Origin of the sequence: Carnimonas bestiolae, from assembly GCF_051251145.1 — a bacterium.
Taxonomy (GTDB): Bacteria; Pseudomonadota; Gammaproteobacteria; order Pseudomonadales; family Halomonadaceae; genus Carnimonas; species Carnimonas bestiolae.
This window is the reverse complement of record NZ_JBPCZK010000001.1, coordinates 253,650-268,156: the sequence shown is the minus strand read 5'-3', so window position 1 is coordinate 268,156 and position 14,507 is coordinate 253,650. Positions and strand designations below refer to the sequence as shown.

Annotated in this window: 11 protein-coding genes; 10 read left to right on the top strand and 1 reads right to left on the bottom strand. The window is 59.2% G+C overall.

Features of this window, described 5'->3' with window-relative positions; translation table 11 throughout:
- The first annotated feature begins 22 nt into the window (after positions 1-22).
- From lepB to ppc, 10 genes are all read left to right on the top strand, one after another.
- Entirely contained in the window at positions 23-793 is a 771-nt protein-coding gene (gene lepB / locus R84865_RS01295) for a signal peptidase I (RefSeq protein ID WP_435631644.1), read from the top strand.
- Positions 794-916: 123 nt separating this feature from the next.
- Entirely contained in the window at positions 917-1,609 is a 693-nt protein-coding gene (gene rnc, locus R84865_RS01290; RefSeq protein ID WP_435631643.1) for a ribonuclease III, read from the top strand.
- On the top strand, positions 1,609-2,553 hold the full coding sequence (gene era / locus R84865_RS01285) for a GTPase Era (protein WP_435631642.1): 945 nt from the start codon (positions 1,609-1,611) through the stop codon (positions 2,551-2,553). The genes rnc and era overlap by 1 nt, the downstream gene beginning before the upstream one ends.
- A gap of 63 nt (positions 2,554-2,616) precedes the next feature.
- Complete coding sequence (gene recO / locus R84865_RS01280; RefSeq protein WP_435638627.1) at positions 2,617-3,393, top strand: DNA repair protein RecO; 777 nt, start codon at positions 2,617-2,619, stop codon at positions 3,391-3,393.
- Positions 3,380-4,150 carry a hypothetical protein gene (locus R84865_RS01275; protein WP_435638626.1) on the top strand — a complete coding sequence of 257 codons (771 nt, stop codon included), beginning with the start codon at positions 3,380-3,382 and terminating at the stop codon, positions 4,148-4,150. Before recO ends, R84865_RS01275 begins: the two co-directional genes overlap by 14 nt.
- 37 nt (positions 4,151-4,187) lie before the next feature.
- Positions 4,188-5,087: a cysteine synthase CysM gene (gene cysM, locus R84865_RS01270; RefSeq protein WP_435636973.1), complete on the top strand. Its 900-nt coding sequence runs from the start codon at positions 4,188-4,190 to the stop codon at positions 5,085-5,087.
- Positions 5,084-6,442: a 23S rRNA (uracil(1939)-C(5))-methyltransferase RlmD gene (rlmD, locus tag R84865_RS01265; RefSeq protein ID WP_435638625.1), complete on the top strand. Its 1,359-nt coding sequence runs from the start codon at positions 5,084-5,086 to the stop codon at positions 6,440-6,442. The genes cysM and rlmD overlap by 4 nt, the downstream gene beginning before the upstream one ends.
- 134 nt (positions 6,443-6,576) lie before the next feature.
- A complete protein-coding gene (gene relA, locus R84865_RS01260) occupies positions 6,577-8,832 on the top strand; it encodes a GTP diphosphokinase (RefSeq protein ID WP_435631637.1) in 2,256 nt (751 codons plus the stop codon).
- On the top strand, positions 8,832-9,644 hold the full coding sequence (mazG, locus tag R84865_RS01255) for a nucleoside triphosphate pyrophosphohydrolase (protein WP_435631636.1): 813 nt from the start codon (positions 8,832-8,834) through the stop codon (positions 9,642-9,644). The genes relA and mazG overlap by 1 nt, the downstream gene beginning before the upstream one ends.
- 72 nt (positions 9,645-9,716) lie before the next feature.
- A complete protein-coding gene (gene ppc, locus R84865_RS01250) occupies positions 9,717-12,398 on the top strand; it encodes a phosphoenolpyruvate carboxylase (RefSeq protein ID WP_435631635.1) in 2,682 nt (893 codons plus the stop codon).
- Positions 12,399-12,526: 128 nt separating this feature from the next.
- Here the strand turns inward: ppc and R84865_RS01245 are convergent, their stop codons facing one another.
- On the bottom strand, positions 12,527-14,500 hold the full coding sequence (locus R84865_RS01245; protein ID WP_435638624.1) for a DNA topoisomerase III: 1,974 nt from the start codon (positions 14,498-14,500) through the stop codon (positions 12,527-12,529).
- Positions 14,501-14,507 lie beyond the last annotated feature (7 nt).

The window sequence follows — 14,507 nt, the reverse complement described above, 5'->3', positions numbered from 1 at the left end:
GAACAACTGGATGTAAAGCCCGATGAATTTTTCCTTGATATTAGTGATCGCCGTGGTCGTTACCGGCGTGGTGTGGCTGCTCGATAAGCTGGTGTGGCGCAAAAAGCGTGCCGCTGCTGATCCAGCCAAGAAGCAGCCGTGGTACGTCGACTACTCGCGGTCGTTCTTCCCGGTGCTGCTGTTTGTACTGGTGGTGCGCTCCTTTGTCGTGGAGCCGTTCCAGATTCCTTCCGGTTCCATGGAGCCCACGCTGGATGTCGGCGATTTCATTACCGTCAATAAATTCAGCTATGGCCTGCGCCTGCCGGTGGTGGACACTAAAATCATTCCGACTGGCGAGCCGCAGCGCGGTGATGTGGTGGTGTTCCGCTATCCGGTCAATCCCAAGCAGGACTTCATCAAGCGCGTGATCGGCCTGCCCGGTGATCATATTCGTTATCAGGACGAGCAGCTTTACATCAACGGCAAACAGGTAGACAAAACGCTGGTTTCCGACGATGTTGAAGCTTCCCCGGGTCAGGTGCAGTATCAGGAAACGTTGCCCTCCAGCGACAAGCAGGTGCGTCACCAGTTGTACAATACCGCTGACGTGCCCTTCGATCCGCGGCGCAACTTCGAGGGTGAGGTGCCGGAAGGACACTATTTCGTGATGGGCGATAACCGCGACAACTCCGCCGATAGCCGCTTCTGGGGCTATGTGCCCGAGGGTAATCTGGTCGGTCGCGCTTCTTTCGTATGGATGCACTGGAGCGGCGGGTTGCCCAGCTTCTCCAACGATCGAGTGATTCGCTAGACGAGACTGTTGCCGGGGCCTGTTAGCGGTCGACCTGTGGGTCGCCTTTAGCACGCCCCGGCGAGATATTTCATTTATACGACCGCTTAACGGTCGTTCAGCCAACAGGTGTAAACACGAGCAGTGAGTAGCTCATCGACCTCTACGCTGGCCAAACGGCTAGGGTATCAATTCAACGACAACGCCTATCTCGAACTCGCCTTGACGCACCGCAGTGTTGGCGGCCGCAACAATGAGCGTATCGAGTTTCTGGGCGATTCGATCGTCAATTTCATTATCGGCGAAGCGCTGTTCAGACGCTTTCCCGAGGCCCGCGAAGGTCAGCTTTCGCGGCTGCGCGCGCGCTTGGTGAAAGGGGAAACCCTCGCCGACGTGGCGCTCGAGTTCGAGCTGGGGCAATTCCTGAAACTAGGCTCAGGTGAGATGAAAAGCGGCGGCAATCGGCGTCGCTCCATTCTGGCTGACGCCATGGAAGCCGTTATTGGCGCGATCTATCTTGATGGTGGCATGGATGAAGTAAAACGCTGCGTATTGGCGTGGTTTGCCGAGCGGCTGAACGACACCACGCTGGAAGACACCCTCAAGGATCCCAAAACGCGTCTTCAGGAATTTCTCCAGTCGCGGCAGAAACCGCTGCCGCGCTACGACGTGGTCGATGTGCAAGGTGATGCGCACGATCAGGTATTTACCGTCGAGGCTCATGTCGAGCTTCTCAACGAACCCGGTGTGGGTACTGGCAGCAGTCGCCGTAACGCCGAACAGCAGGCTGCCGACAAAGTGCTGGCACTGCTGCAACCCCAGCCGCGGAGATCGTGATGAGTGATGATGCAATGACGCCCGAAACTGACTCAGCCGCTGCGCCATCCCGCTGCGGCTTCGTGGCGATTGTCGGGCGTCCTAATGTCGGCAAGTCGACGCTGATGAATCGTATTCTCGGGCAGAAAATATCGATCACCTCGCGGCGTCCGCAAACTACCCGCCATCAGGTGATGGGCGTGAAAACCGTCGATAGCGCGCAAGCGGTGTACGTGGATACGCCCGGTATGCACATTATGGGCAAGGATCGCAATCGTGCGATTAACCAGTTCATGAATCAGGCCGCCAATCAGGCACTGCGCGGCGTTGACTGCGTGGTGTTTATTATCGACCGCACCCGCTGGACCGAAGAAGACGAGATCGTACTGAAGCGTCTCGCCAGCCTTGAGGTTCCCGTCATTCTGGCGGTAAACAAGGTGGATTGGCTGAAGGACAAGAAAAGTCTGCTGCCGTGGCTCGAAGAAGTGGCCGGCAAGCGCAGCTTCACCGCGATTCTGCCCATCTCTGCCAAACACGGTACCGGTGTTGCCGAGCTTGAGCAGGAGGTGGCGCGCCATCTGCCTGATAGCCCTCACTATTTCCCGTCCGATCAGATTACCGATCGCAGCGAGCGTTTCCTTGCCGCCGAACTGGTGCGCGAGAAAGTCATGCGCCAATTGGGTGACGAACTGCCTTATCAAATGACGGTAGAGGTTGAGCAGTTCAAGGACGAAGGCAAGATCATCCATATCCACGCCTTGATGTTGGTCGAGCGCGACGGTCAGAAGAAAATACTGATTGGCGAGAAGGGCGAGCGCATCAAGCAGATTGGCCGCGAAGCGCGCCTGGAAATGGAGCGTTTATTCAACGCCAAGGTGATGCTAAAGCTGTGGGTGAAGGTCAAACGTGGCTGGTCGGACGACGCGCGCGCGTTGAAAAGCCTCGGTTACACCTTCGACGAATAGTTCGATCAAGGCGTGGCAAGCGCTAGGCTTGCTACGTTCCTGATCACTGCGGGAGAGCGCTCCATGTCCTTGCAGCCTGCTTATCTACTGCATCGCAGGCCGTATCGTGAAACCAGCGCGCTGGTCGATCTGCTGACGCTCGAACACGGTTTGGTCAGGGGCGTCGCGCGCGGCGTATCACGTCCGGGCAGCCGCACGCGCAGCGCTTTGCAACCGTTTACGCCGCTACATGTAAGCTGGCGTGGCAAGGGCGAGCTCAAAACCCTGACCTTGATCGAGGCGGCAGGCCCCGCGGTGCTGCTGGCCGGAGAAGGGCTGCTGTGCGGGCTATATGCCAACGAGCTGCTCAGCCGCTGCTTGCCGCGAGAACTTGCCGTCGAAGCGCTGTTCGCGCATTACGGCGCGCTACTGCCTGAACTCGCCGCACCCGCGCAGCGTGCCGCCAAACTGCGGCGGCTGGAAATTACCCTGCTCGAGGCGCTCGACGCCGATCCCGTATTCAGCGTTTTGCAGGACGCCAATACCGCATCTTCGACGTTAGCGACATTGCATCCCCAACAGCGCTATCTCTACGATATTGGCAGTCGTCACTTCTTCGCCGCGCCACACCCTCAGCAAGGTGTTGATGGGCGAACGCTCAAACTGCTGGCCCAGGGCGATTGGGAAGTGCCGGGGCTGGCTCGCCAATCGAAGTGGCTGTTGCGGCAGGCGTTACTCCCTTTAGTGGGCGATCGCCCGCTACGCTCACGAGCGCTGATGCAGTCGCTGCTGGAAAAGCGTCGTCAGCGTACTCCGATTTCACATCAAGCCGTTCGGAACAACGATCATGAATCCTTATAGACTGCAGCTGGGCCTTGACCTTCAGCCGCTAGTACTGGCGCACGCCAACTCGCCCGCTGAGCTTACCCGCGAAGTAGTGAAAACGGCGCTAACGGCGCTCGACAGCGGTGCTGACCATGTGGTGATCGAGGCTTCCGCGGCATCGGCACAGGTGCTCGACGTACTGGCAACGCTTATGCGCGAGCGTCTTGCCATTCGGGTGAGTGCCGAGCAAGCGCTGGCGCTGGCTAAAACGCTGCGTCCCGCACAGCTGTGTTTGCTTGATACGCCCGACAGCGCCACGCTTGAAGCACTGGTCGAGCAGGCCGAGCGCTACCAGATAGAGCTTTTCTACCTGAGCCACGGCGAAGAAGAGGCCCCCATGGCATTGGCGAACGCCTGCCAAGGTGTGGTGATTGATCTTTACGACTGGTCACAGCAGCGCGACGCCGCGCGCGATGCCGCCACCGAAACGATTGAACAGCTGATCGACAGCGCCGATCAGCACGATCATATGGTCTATTTCCGCGCTTTGCCTTCCCTCTATTGTGCCGAGGCTGCCGCCACGATTGGCGGTGTTTCCGCCATCGAGTTAGGCACCGCCATTTTCTCCTCAGCGCTTGCTGATGGTTTGGCCACGACGCTGCGCTCGGCCCGCGAGCTTCTGACCAGTGCTCAGCAGGCAGGGCTGGAAATCGCGCTCGAACAGCACGACCATCATCATGCTGAGGGCGAGCACGCTTCCGATTACGCCCACTGCGGCTGCCATCATCATTAGTGCGACACCTTATTTTCCCTTTTGCAAGGACGTTACCATGCAGGTTCCCACACTACAGCAGACCGTTGGCAATACGCCGTTGGTCCGGCTTGCCCGCATTACCGCTGGGCACAACAATGTGTTGCTAGCCAAGCTCGAAGGCGATAACCCGGCTGGCTCAGTCAAGGATCGCGCGGCGCTTTCGCTGATCGAAGGTGCCGAAGCACGCGGCGATATCACGCCGGGCGATCGTCTGGTCGAAGCCACTTCCGGCAATACCGGTATCGCGCTGGCAATGGCGGCGACCATCAAGGGCTATCAGCTCACCGTGATTCTGCCGGCCAACTCCAGTGAGGAGCGCAAGCAGGTGATGGCTGCCTACGGTGCCAGGCTGGTACTGGCTGACGGCATGGAGCAGGCGCGCGACCTGGCCGAGCAGATGGTCAAGGAAGGCAAGGCCAAGTCACTGGATCAGTTTGCCAATCAGGATAATCCGCTGGCGCACTATCGCGGCACCGGCCCCGAAATTTGGCAGCAAACCTCAGGCAAAATCACTCACTTCGTTAGCTCGATGGGCACCACCGGCACCATCATGGGCGTATCGCGCTACCTGAAAGAGCAAAACGATGCGGTGCGCATTGTCGGCTTGCAGCCCGCCGACGGCGCGCACATTGCGGGTATCCGTCGCTGGCCTGAAGAGTACAAGCCGGCCATTTACGATCCGACCCGCGTCGATCAGGTGGTCGATATCGAACAGGTTGAAGCCGAACAGGCAATGCGCCGTTTGGCGCGGGAAGAGGGCATTCTGGGTGGTGTTTCGTCCGGCGGTGCTCTGGCAGGTGCGCTGCGTGTTGCGGAAACGGTGAGTAACGCGGTGATCGTGTTTATCGTTTGCGACCGTGGCGACCGCTATCTTTCTACTGGCTTGTTCACGGCCGATCAGGACGATGCGCAGTGACATTGGGAACGCGTCGCCCTGCGCGACAGGCAACTCAACGCAAGCGTCAAGCGCCTAAAGCAGCGCCGGAAAACAGTGCAGCGCCGGATGATCTGGTAACGATCGAGCGGCTGTCTCACGACGGTCGCGGCGTAGCACGCGATGCCAGCGGTAAAACGATATTTGTCGATGGTGCCTTGGCGCACGAGCAGGTGCGCATTCGTCGTCATCGTCAGCGCGGTCGTTTCGATGAAGCTCATGTGGTTGAGATTGAGCGTGCCAGCCGCGATCGGGTCACGCCTGAGTGTCAGCATATAGAGGTGTGTGGCGGCTGTACCTTGCAACATCTCGCTATCGATGCGCAGCGCCGCTTCAAACAGCAGGTGCTCAGCGAGCATCTGGCGCGTGAAGGCGTTAATGCGCCCGAGAGCGATATCATCGCTGCGGCGCCATACGGCTACCGTCGCCGTGCGCGGCTAGGCGTTAAAGTGGATAGCAAGGGCGCGGTCAGGTTCGGTTTTCGACGCGCCAACAGTGAACGCTTGTTTGATATCAGCGAGTGTCCGGTGCTTGAGCCTGAGCTCAATGCGCTGCTGGAGCCGCTAAAACGCCAGCTCGAACAGCTGGCAGCACCGCGGCTGGTGGGCCATGTCGAGCTTCTGCATAGCGCCACCACCACGCTGCGCGTACATCAGTTGAAAGCGCACGCCGACGATCAGGCACGCTGGCAGCGTTTTGCTGAGGATCAGCAGATCTCACTGGAATTTTCGGCACGTCAGGGCAGCGCTACGCTCAGTAACAACGCCGCTAGCGCAAGGCTGATGCACTATCCCTTGCAGGCAGGCGAGCAGCAGTTGGACATTGGCTTCAAGCCGGGCGATTTTATTCAGGTCAATGGCCAGGTAAATCAAGCGCTGGTCTCTCGAGTGCTCGCACTACTCAATGAGAGCGACTGCACGCGAGTGCTCGATCTATTTGCGGGAGTGGGGAATTTCTCGCTGCCGCTGGCGGCCAATGGCTTTCAGGTACGCGCCATCGAAGGCAGCGACACCATGGTGCAGCGGCTGTTAGACAATGCCAGTGCGAGCGGCCTGGCTATCAGCGCTGAAGCGCAGGACCTGAATCACGCCCCCAGCACCGCAGACATCGACGCTGTGGTGCTTGATCCGCCGCGCGATGGTGCGCAAGCGGTGGCTTCCGCGCTTGCACTTGAGGGGCCGCGCTGGATTGCCTATGTTTCGTGTAATCCCGCCACTCTGTCTCGCGATGCGCGTATTCTGCAGGAAGGCGGCTACCGGCTGACTCAACTGTCGTTGGTAGACATGTTTCCCCACACGGCGCACCTCGAGTCGCTGTCGCTGTTTGTACGTCACTGACGTGATTAGGCGCAGTATGGAGCAACAATAACAACAGCGCCCTCGGCAAGCCGGCGCGTTGGCAAACGAGCGCTGCTTGTCACGGGAAGTTTGGTTACAGTGACACCGAGCACTGCGTATTGTGAGGTAAAAGCATGGTCAAGGTACGCGAAGATCAGCCGTTGGATGCAACTGGCCGCGTTGATATTCCCGCCTGGGTGGCTCATCTGGGGCGCGAGGTACCGTTGGCGGACGCCGATGAAGTGCAGCGTGCCTGTGATTACGCGCGCGAAGTGGTGCTTGATGCCATGCAGCGCTATCCCTCGTGGCATCGTCTAGGCTCCAATTTCCGTGCCGGTCTCGAAATTGCCGACATTCTCTCCGAACTGCAACTCGATCAGCCCACGCTGGTGGCGGCTTTGCTGTATCGCTGTGTACGTAAGGAGCTGACAACGCTGGATAACGTGCGCCAGCGTTTCGGGGACGAAGTGGCGTCGTTGATCGACGGCGTGCTCAAAATGGCCGCGATTAGCCAGCTGCAAACACCGCTCGGCAGTCTTTCCCAGCACAACCAGCAGGAGAACCTGCGCAAGATGCTGGTGGCAATGGTCGACGATGTGCGTGTCGCGCTAATCAAGATCGCCGAGCGTACCGCCATGCTGCGTCAGGTGCGCGACGATTCGCGAGACAAGTGCCAGCGCGTGGCGCGAGAGGTGTTCGACATCTATGCGCCATTGGCGCACCGGTTGGGCATCGGGCAGATCAAATGGGAGCTCGAAGATCTTTCGTTTCGCTATCTGCATGAAGACGACTACAAGGCGATCGCGCGTCAATTGGCCGAGAAGCGGCTCGATCGCGATCACTACATCGATGACGTTAAAAACACCATCATTGATGAGCTCAAGGCGCACCGCATTGACCGCTACGAAGTTAACGGTCGCGCCAAGCATATCTATTCGATCTGGCGCAAAATGCAGCGCAAGAAAATCGAATTTTCGGAAGTTTACGATGTTCGAGCGGTGCGTGTGCTGGTGCCGGAAATAGGCGACTGCTACACGGTGCTAGGGCTGATCCATTCGCGCTGGCATCCGGTGCCCAACGAATTCGACGATTACATCGCCAATCCCAAGCCCAACGGCTATCAGTCGCTGCACACGGCGGTGATGGGACCGAACCACAAGGCGCTGGAAATTCAGATTCGTACTTTCGACATGCACGAAGACGCTGAATACGGCGTGTGTGCCCACTGGCGCTATAAAGGTCACGACACCCAGTCTCGCAGCTCTGGCTACGAAGACAAGATTGCCTGGCTGCGCCACGTACTCGACTGGCACGAAGAGATGGGGGACCAGCAGCTATCCAGTGATGGTCTGCGCTCCGATATCGCCTCTGATCGTATTTACGTGTTCACCCCGGAAGGGCATGTCATCGACCTGCCGCAGGTCTCGACGCCAATCGATTTTGCGTACCGCGTGCATACCGAAATCGGTCATCGCTGCCGAGGCGCTAAAGTGGACGGCCGCATCGTACCTCTCACCTATCTTCTGCACACCGGTCAGCAGGTCGAGATTCTCACCGCTCGTCAGGGCGGTCCTAGCCGCGACTGGATCAACCCGCAGCTAGGCTATGCACGCACCAGTCGAGCACGTGCAAAAATTCAGGCGTGGTTCAAGCAGCAAGCGCGTGAGCAGAATCTCGAAGAAGGCAAAGCGTTGCTTGAGCGCGAGTTTCGCCGTCTTGATCTCGAAAGTCTGGATCGAGAAAAGCTGGCCACAGCGGTCAATTACGCGAGTGTTGATGACATGTATGCGGCCATTGGTGCAGGCGATCTGCGCGTTGGTCAGGTGCTGTCGCAGGCCCAAGGGCTGTTCGGCGTTGACGACGAACAGCAGGATGTCGATCGGCTGCTCACCCGGGGGAGGCGTTCTGAAGCGTCTTCGCAGAGCGCTATCACGGTGCTGGGCGTTGGCAACCTGAAAACCCAGATGGCCAATTGCTGTCATCCAGTTCCGGGCGACGCCATCGTCGGCTTTATTACCCATGGCCGAGGTGTCACCGTGCATCGTCAGGATTGCCCTAACATCCTGCAGCTGCGCGTTGACGAACCAAGCCGGATTATCGAGGTGGAATGGGGCGCTTCTCAGGCCACTGTGTATTCGGTGAATATCGAAGTGCTGGCGTGGGATCGCACCGGTATTCTGCGCGATGTGGTCAGTGTGCTGTCGAGTGAGAAAGCCAACGTCACAGCGGTCAATACGCTATCCGATCCCGACGACAACACCGCTAAGCTCAACATCACGCTGGAAGTCGCCGGGCTTGAGGCGCTGGAGCGTATCTTCACGCATATTCAGCAACTGCCCAATGTGGTGGACGTCAGGCGTTTACGCCAGGGCGGCGGGAGTTCCCGTTAGTGTCGACCGATAATCGCTACACGCTGGATGATCTTCAAACCCTGATGGCCGTACTGCGGGACGAGCAGTACGGCTGCCCGTGGGACGTTGCGCAGTCATGGCGCTCTATCGTGCCGCACACCCTTGAAGAAGCTTACGAGGTCGCCGATGCTATTGAGCAGGGCGCTTTCGACGACGTACGTCTCGAATTGGGTGACCTACTGTTTCAGATAGCCTATTACGCTCAGCTGGCGCGTGAAGAACGGCGTTTTGATTTTGCCGATGTCATTAATGGCATCGTTGCTAAAATGATTGCACGGCATCCACATGTCTTTCCTAATGGAACGCTCGACTCGCGCCGCCATGGGCAACGCGCGCGCGATCTTGACGACGCGCAGATAAAACGTCAGTGGGAACAGCGCAAACAGCATGAAGAAGGTGCTCAAGGCGCTGCGCCTGTTTCCTTGATGGACAATGTGCCGCACGCACTGCCGGCGCTATCGCGTGCGGGCAAGCTGTCGAAGCGTGCAGCGCAGCTTGGCTTCGACTGGCCCGAGCACTATCAAACCAGTCTAAAGGTCGACGAAGAGCTGGCCGAGGTGCGCGAGGCGGCGCAGCACGACGATCCTGATCACCTTGAGGAAGAAGTTGGCGATCTGCTGTTCGCGGTAGCCAATTACGCGCGCAAGCTGGGTATCGACCCAGAACACGCATTACGCAAGGCAAATCACAAGTTTGAGCGACGCTTTCGCGGCGTCGAGCAGCGTTACCAGCCCGGTGATCAGCTCGCTGCCCTTGAAGCCTATTGGCAAGAGGTCAAAGCAGCCGAGTAGCATCACCGATTACTGAGCACCGTCTTGTTATGGTCGAATCAATCGGCCACTTTGTGAGAGTGGGAGTAGGTTATGCGTCATGCTTTGCCAATTGCGAGTGAAGGCAACGATCTAAACGAATCCCTGCGCGAAAACGTGCGTCTGTTGGGGGATTTGCTCGGCAACTCGATCAGTGCTGAGCGCGGCGAGTCGTTTCTTGCCAGCATCGAACGAATTCGCCATCTCGCCAAAGAGGCCCACCGCAGCGATAACCGGCAGGGCATGCAGGCTCTGACCGACTATCTCTATCAGCTTTCCGATGATGACCTACTGCCGGTTACGCGGGCGTTCAATCAGTTTCTCAACCTCTCCAATATTGCCGAACAGCACTACAAGGCGTCGCTCCACTATGTCGACGACTATCGCCCCAACCGCCAGCCCGAGCGTTTGCCGCAGCTCTTTGAGCGGTTGGCGGGCGAAGGGGCCGATGCGGCGCAGCTGCGCGATACGCTCGAGAAAATGCGTATCGAGCTGGTGCTAACGGCTCATCCGACCGAAGTAGTGCGGCGCACGCTGATTCATAAATACGACGAAGTGGACGACTGCCTTGAGCAGATTGCCGATGCGCGTCACTACCCCGAGAAGCGCAGTCGTCTTTACGAACGGCTTGCGGACTTGATCAGTCAGGTGTGGCGCACCAACGAGATTCGTCACACCCGTCCGACCCCGGTTGATGAAGCGCGCTGGGGCTTCGCGGTCATTGAACACTCGCTGTGGCAGGCACTGCCCGATTTCTATCGCAACCTTGACTCCCAGCTGCTGGCGGTAGGGCAGCCGCGTTTGTCGCTCGATGCCGCGCCGCTGCGTTTTGCCTCATGGATGGGCGGTGATCGCGATGGTAACCCCAATGTGACGGCAAAAGTAACGCGCCGCGCGCTGCTGCACGCTCGCTATGTGGCCGCGCGGCTGCATCTACGCGATCTGGAGGCGCTGCGTGTCGAGCTGTCGATGTGGCAAGCCAGCAGCGAGCTGAACGAGCAGGTGGGCGAGGTTGCCGAGCCGTATCGAGCGCTACTGGTACCGGTTGTTGAACAACTGAAAACGACCTGTGAGGTGATGCTGGCACGCCTCAAAGGGGAACAGTGGAACGCCAAGGAGCCGCTTATCGAAAGACGCGAGCAGCTGTTTGAGCCGCTGGCGCTGTGCTACCGCTCGCTGATGGAATGCGGCATGCACAGTATCGCCAATGGTGCACTGCTCGACAGTCTACGCCGCGTTGCCAGCTTCGGTGTCACCCTGGTCAAGCTCGACATTCGTCAGGAATCGGGACGCCACCGCGAAGTTATGACTGAACTGGTGCGCGATCTGTTGGGCGAATCCTATGACGAGTGGAGCGAGCAGCAGCGCCAGCAGTTCCTGATTCGCGAGTTGGCTTCGCCGCGCCCGCTGCTGCCACGCCAGTGGCAATGTTCCGAGTCAGTGCGTGAGGTGCTCGACACCTTCGAGGTGATCGCTTCATCGTCGCCGGAAGCCTTGGGCAGCTATGTCATCTCAATGGCGAGCAGCGCTTCCGATATCCTCACCGTCGCGCTGTTGATGAAGGAAGCCGGCGCGGTGCGTCTACCTATCGCGCCACTGTTCGAAACCCTTGATGATCTCGACGGTGCCGGCGAGGTCATCGACCAACTGCTGGCGCTGCCGACCTATCGTGCGCTGATTGACGATCGTCAGGAAGTGATGATCGGTTACTCGGACTCCGCCAAGGATGCGGGACAACTGGCGGCATCCTGGGCGCAATACCGTGCTCAGGAGCAACTGACCGAGGTGTGTCAGCGACACGGCGTTGATCTAACGCTATTCCATGGACGCGGTGGTACGGTTGGACGCGGTGGCGGCCCGATACACGCGGCAATCCTGTCGCAGCCGCCGGGATCAGTAAACGGCAGCCTGCGGGTGACCGAGCAGGGCGAGATGATTCGCTTCAAGTTTGGTCAGCCTTCGATTGCGGCGCGTACCATGGAGATCTATACCGGTGCGGTACTCGAGGCAACGCTGACACCACCGCCGGTGCCCAAGTCTGAATGGCGTGAAGAAATGGATCGACTGGCGTCGATTGCTCATACCGCCTATGTCGATACGGTGCGTAATACGCCAGAGTTTGTTAGCTACTTCCGCCAGGCAACGCCCGAAACGGCGCTAGGGCGGCTAGCGCTGGGATCGCGTCCGGCCAAACGCAACAGTCAAGGCGGTGTTGAGTCGCTGCGCGCCATTCCATGGATTTTCGCTTGGACGCAAACCCGCCTGATGCTACCCGCCTGGCTGGGCACTGACGCGGCCTTCGCTGAGCGCTGGAACGACAGCGATGGGCAGCGCATCATCAATGACATGCGTGAGCAGTGGCCGTTCTTCGCTACCTATATTGATCTGCTGGAAATGCTGCTGGCCAAGTCGGATGCCACCATTAGCCACCACTACGAGCAGCGCTTGATTCAGGAGCCTGAGCTTGAAAGCCTGGGCGCTAACCTGCGCCAGCGTCTCTCGACACTGATCGATCAGCTGCTGACGATTAGCGGCCAGGAAGCGCTGCTAGAGCACTCACCGCTGATTCGGCAGGCCATCGCGGTTCGCAATCCCTATATAGACCCACTGCATGCACTGCAGGCCGAGCTGCTACGCCGCGCTCGCGAGGCCGAAGACGATATCCCGGAGTCATTGGACAGAGCGCTGATGGTCACCATGGCGGGTATTGCGGCAGGGTTGCGTAACACCGGTTAACAGGGCCAATGGCCTAACGAACCACAAAGCAATGGCGCCCCTTCGACAGTATTCGTGTCGAAGGGGCGCTTTTTTGTGGCGGAAAAGGTGTAGAGGAAAGGCGGGGAAGCTGCGGAGAAGTCACGCCTTTAGTCGCTGCGCGAGCGCCGCTTGGAGGTACCCGCTGAGCGCCGCTTGGATGTGCTACCGCTGCGCTGTCGCCGTGCGCCGCTCTTGGGAGCAGCGCTCGCTTCGACTCCCTGTTTGAGTGACAGCGCATGTCGCATGCGCTGAATATCGGTAGCGGCTAACAAGCGGGTTATTTCTTCCTTGAGCTGCTGCTCAAAGCTGGTGGCGTTGGCCTTTTCTTCGCCAATCAGGCTTAGCGCCTGCTCCCAATGCGCGGTGCGTTCGGGTGTGGTGGCATCCTCGGGCAGTGCAGCGATCAGCGCGCGGCCAGCCTGTGTCGCGCGAAGACTGCCGCTAACGCGGGCCATCAAGCCGCGTTTGATCAAGGTTTCGATAATACCGGCGCGGGTGGCTTCAGTGCCCAGCCCATCGGTTTCGCGCAGGGTGTCGCGAATGGCAGGATCCTTCACGTAGCGCGCCACGTGGGTCATGGCATTCAGCAAGCTGGCATCGTTGAAGTGGGCGGGCGCTTGGGTCAGGCGATCTTCAACGGCACAGTCGGCGACCTGCGCGGTTTCACCCTCATTGAGCGTTGGCAGCGGCGGGGCTTGCTCGCGACTAGCGAACAGCGGCTTCCAGCCAGCAACGGTGATCTCCTTGCCGCGGGCGACAAATGCCTCTGGCGGCATGGCATCGCTATTCGTTGGCGCTTCGAAGGTGGCGGTTACGTCCTGAAATTCATGGTGCGGATAAAACTGTGCCAGCACATTGCGCACGATCAGCCGGTATACCTGTGCTTCCGTTTGACCAAGACGCGACCAGTCGGGCTGACGACCGGTGGGAGCAATGGCATGGTGAGCGCCAATTTCGGCATCGTTGAAGGCAGCGCTGCGGCGGCTATCGTCACAGCCCTGACGCCAGCCCGACAGGGTGTGATCGTTGGCGCAGGCGTTGTCGAGGGTGGTACCAATCTGCTGCAAATAGCTGCTGGGCAGGTAGCGGCAGTCGGAGCGCGGATAGGTGGAAATTTTGTGGCGTTCGTAAAGTGATTGGGCGGCGTCGAGCACGGCTTTGGCCGAGAGCTTGTAGCGCCGCGCTGCGTCTATTTGTAGCGTCGAAAGCGAGTAGGGCAGCGGTGGCCGCTGGCGTTTGTGCTGGCGCTTTACCTGCAGCACGCGTGCTGCTGCGTTGGGCAGCGATGTAAACAGCTGGTCAGCGAGACGGCGATCCAGCAGCCGACCAGCATCGTCCATTTGTCCAGAGGCCTTAAGCGATTCACTGTTGCGCGGCTGCCACCAGGCTCTGGTAGTGCCCTGCGCGGTGGTGAAATCCGCCCACAGTGCATAAAAGGGCGCCGGCACGAAGGCCTCAATCTCGGCGTCGCGCCGCGCCACCAGCCCTAGCACCGGGGTTTGCACGCGACCAACTGACAGCACTCCCTGATAGCCAGCCTTCTGACCGGTAAGTGTCCAGGCGCGAGTGAGGTTAATACCGTAAAGCCAGTCGGCGCGGGCGCGACTTTCAGCGGCGCTATAAAGCGCCAGAAACTCTCGGTTGTCGCGCATTGAGGCAAGCGCTTTACGCACCGCCGAGCGGTTCATGTCGTTAATCAGCAGCCGGTGAGTGCTGCCTTGCCAGCCCAGATATTCGAGCGTCTCCTGCACCAGCAGCTGCCCTTCGCGATCGGGGTCGCCGGCGTGCACGACCTCGTTGGCGCGCTTCAGCAACCGCTTGAGCACGCCTAGCTGCGCGCGGCTTTTAGGGCGCGGCACTAACTGCCATTGCGTTGGTACGATCGGCAAATGTTCAAGCGCCCATTTCTTATACGCCGGATGGTAATAATCCGGCGGCGCTTGCTCAAGCAGATGGCCGTAGCACCAACTGATCAGGGTGTCGGAGGCTTCGAGATAGCCTTCGCGCTGGGTGAAATGCTGATCGTGAGCAGCGGCGATGGCGCGGGCGAGGCTTGGCTTTTCGGCGATGATCAAGCGCATGGGAAGT

Excerpts from the sequence above, each read along its gene's own strand:
- lepB (WP_435631644.1), top strand. The coding sequence starts at position 23 with ATGAATTTTTCCTTGATATTAGTGATCGCCGTGGTCGTTACCGGCGTG.
- era (WP_435631642.1), top strand. The coding sequence starts at position 1,609 with ATGAGTGATGATGCAATGACGCCCGAAACTGACTCAGCCGCTGCGCCA.
- recO (WP_435638627.1), top strand. The coding sequence starts at position 2,617 with ATGTCCTTGCAGCCTGCTTATCTACTGCATCGCAGGCCGTATCGTGAA.
- R84865_RS01275 (WP_435638626.1), top strand. The coding sequence starts at position 3,380 with ATGAATCCTTATAGACTGCAGCTGGGCCTTGACCTTCAGCCGCTAGTA.
- cysM (WP_435636973.1), top strand. The coding sequence starts at position 4,188 with ATGCAGGTTCCCACACTACAGCAGACCGTTGGCAATACGCCGTTGGTC.
- relA (WP_435631637.1), top strand. The coding sequence starts at position 6,577 with ATGGTCAAGGTACGCGAAGATCAGCCGTTGGATGCAACTGGCCGCGTT.
- ppc (WP_435631635.1), top strand. The coding sequence starts at position 9,717 with ATGCGTCATGCTTTGCCAATTGCGAGTGAAGGCAACGATCTAAACGAA.
- R84865_RS01245 (WP_435638624.1), bottom strand. The coding sequence starts at position 14,500 with ATGCGCTTGATCATCGCCGAAAAGCCAAGCCTCGCCCGCGCCATCGCC.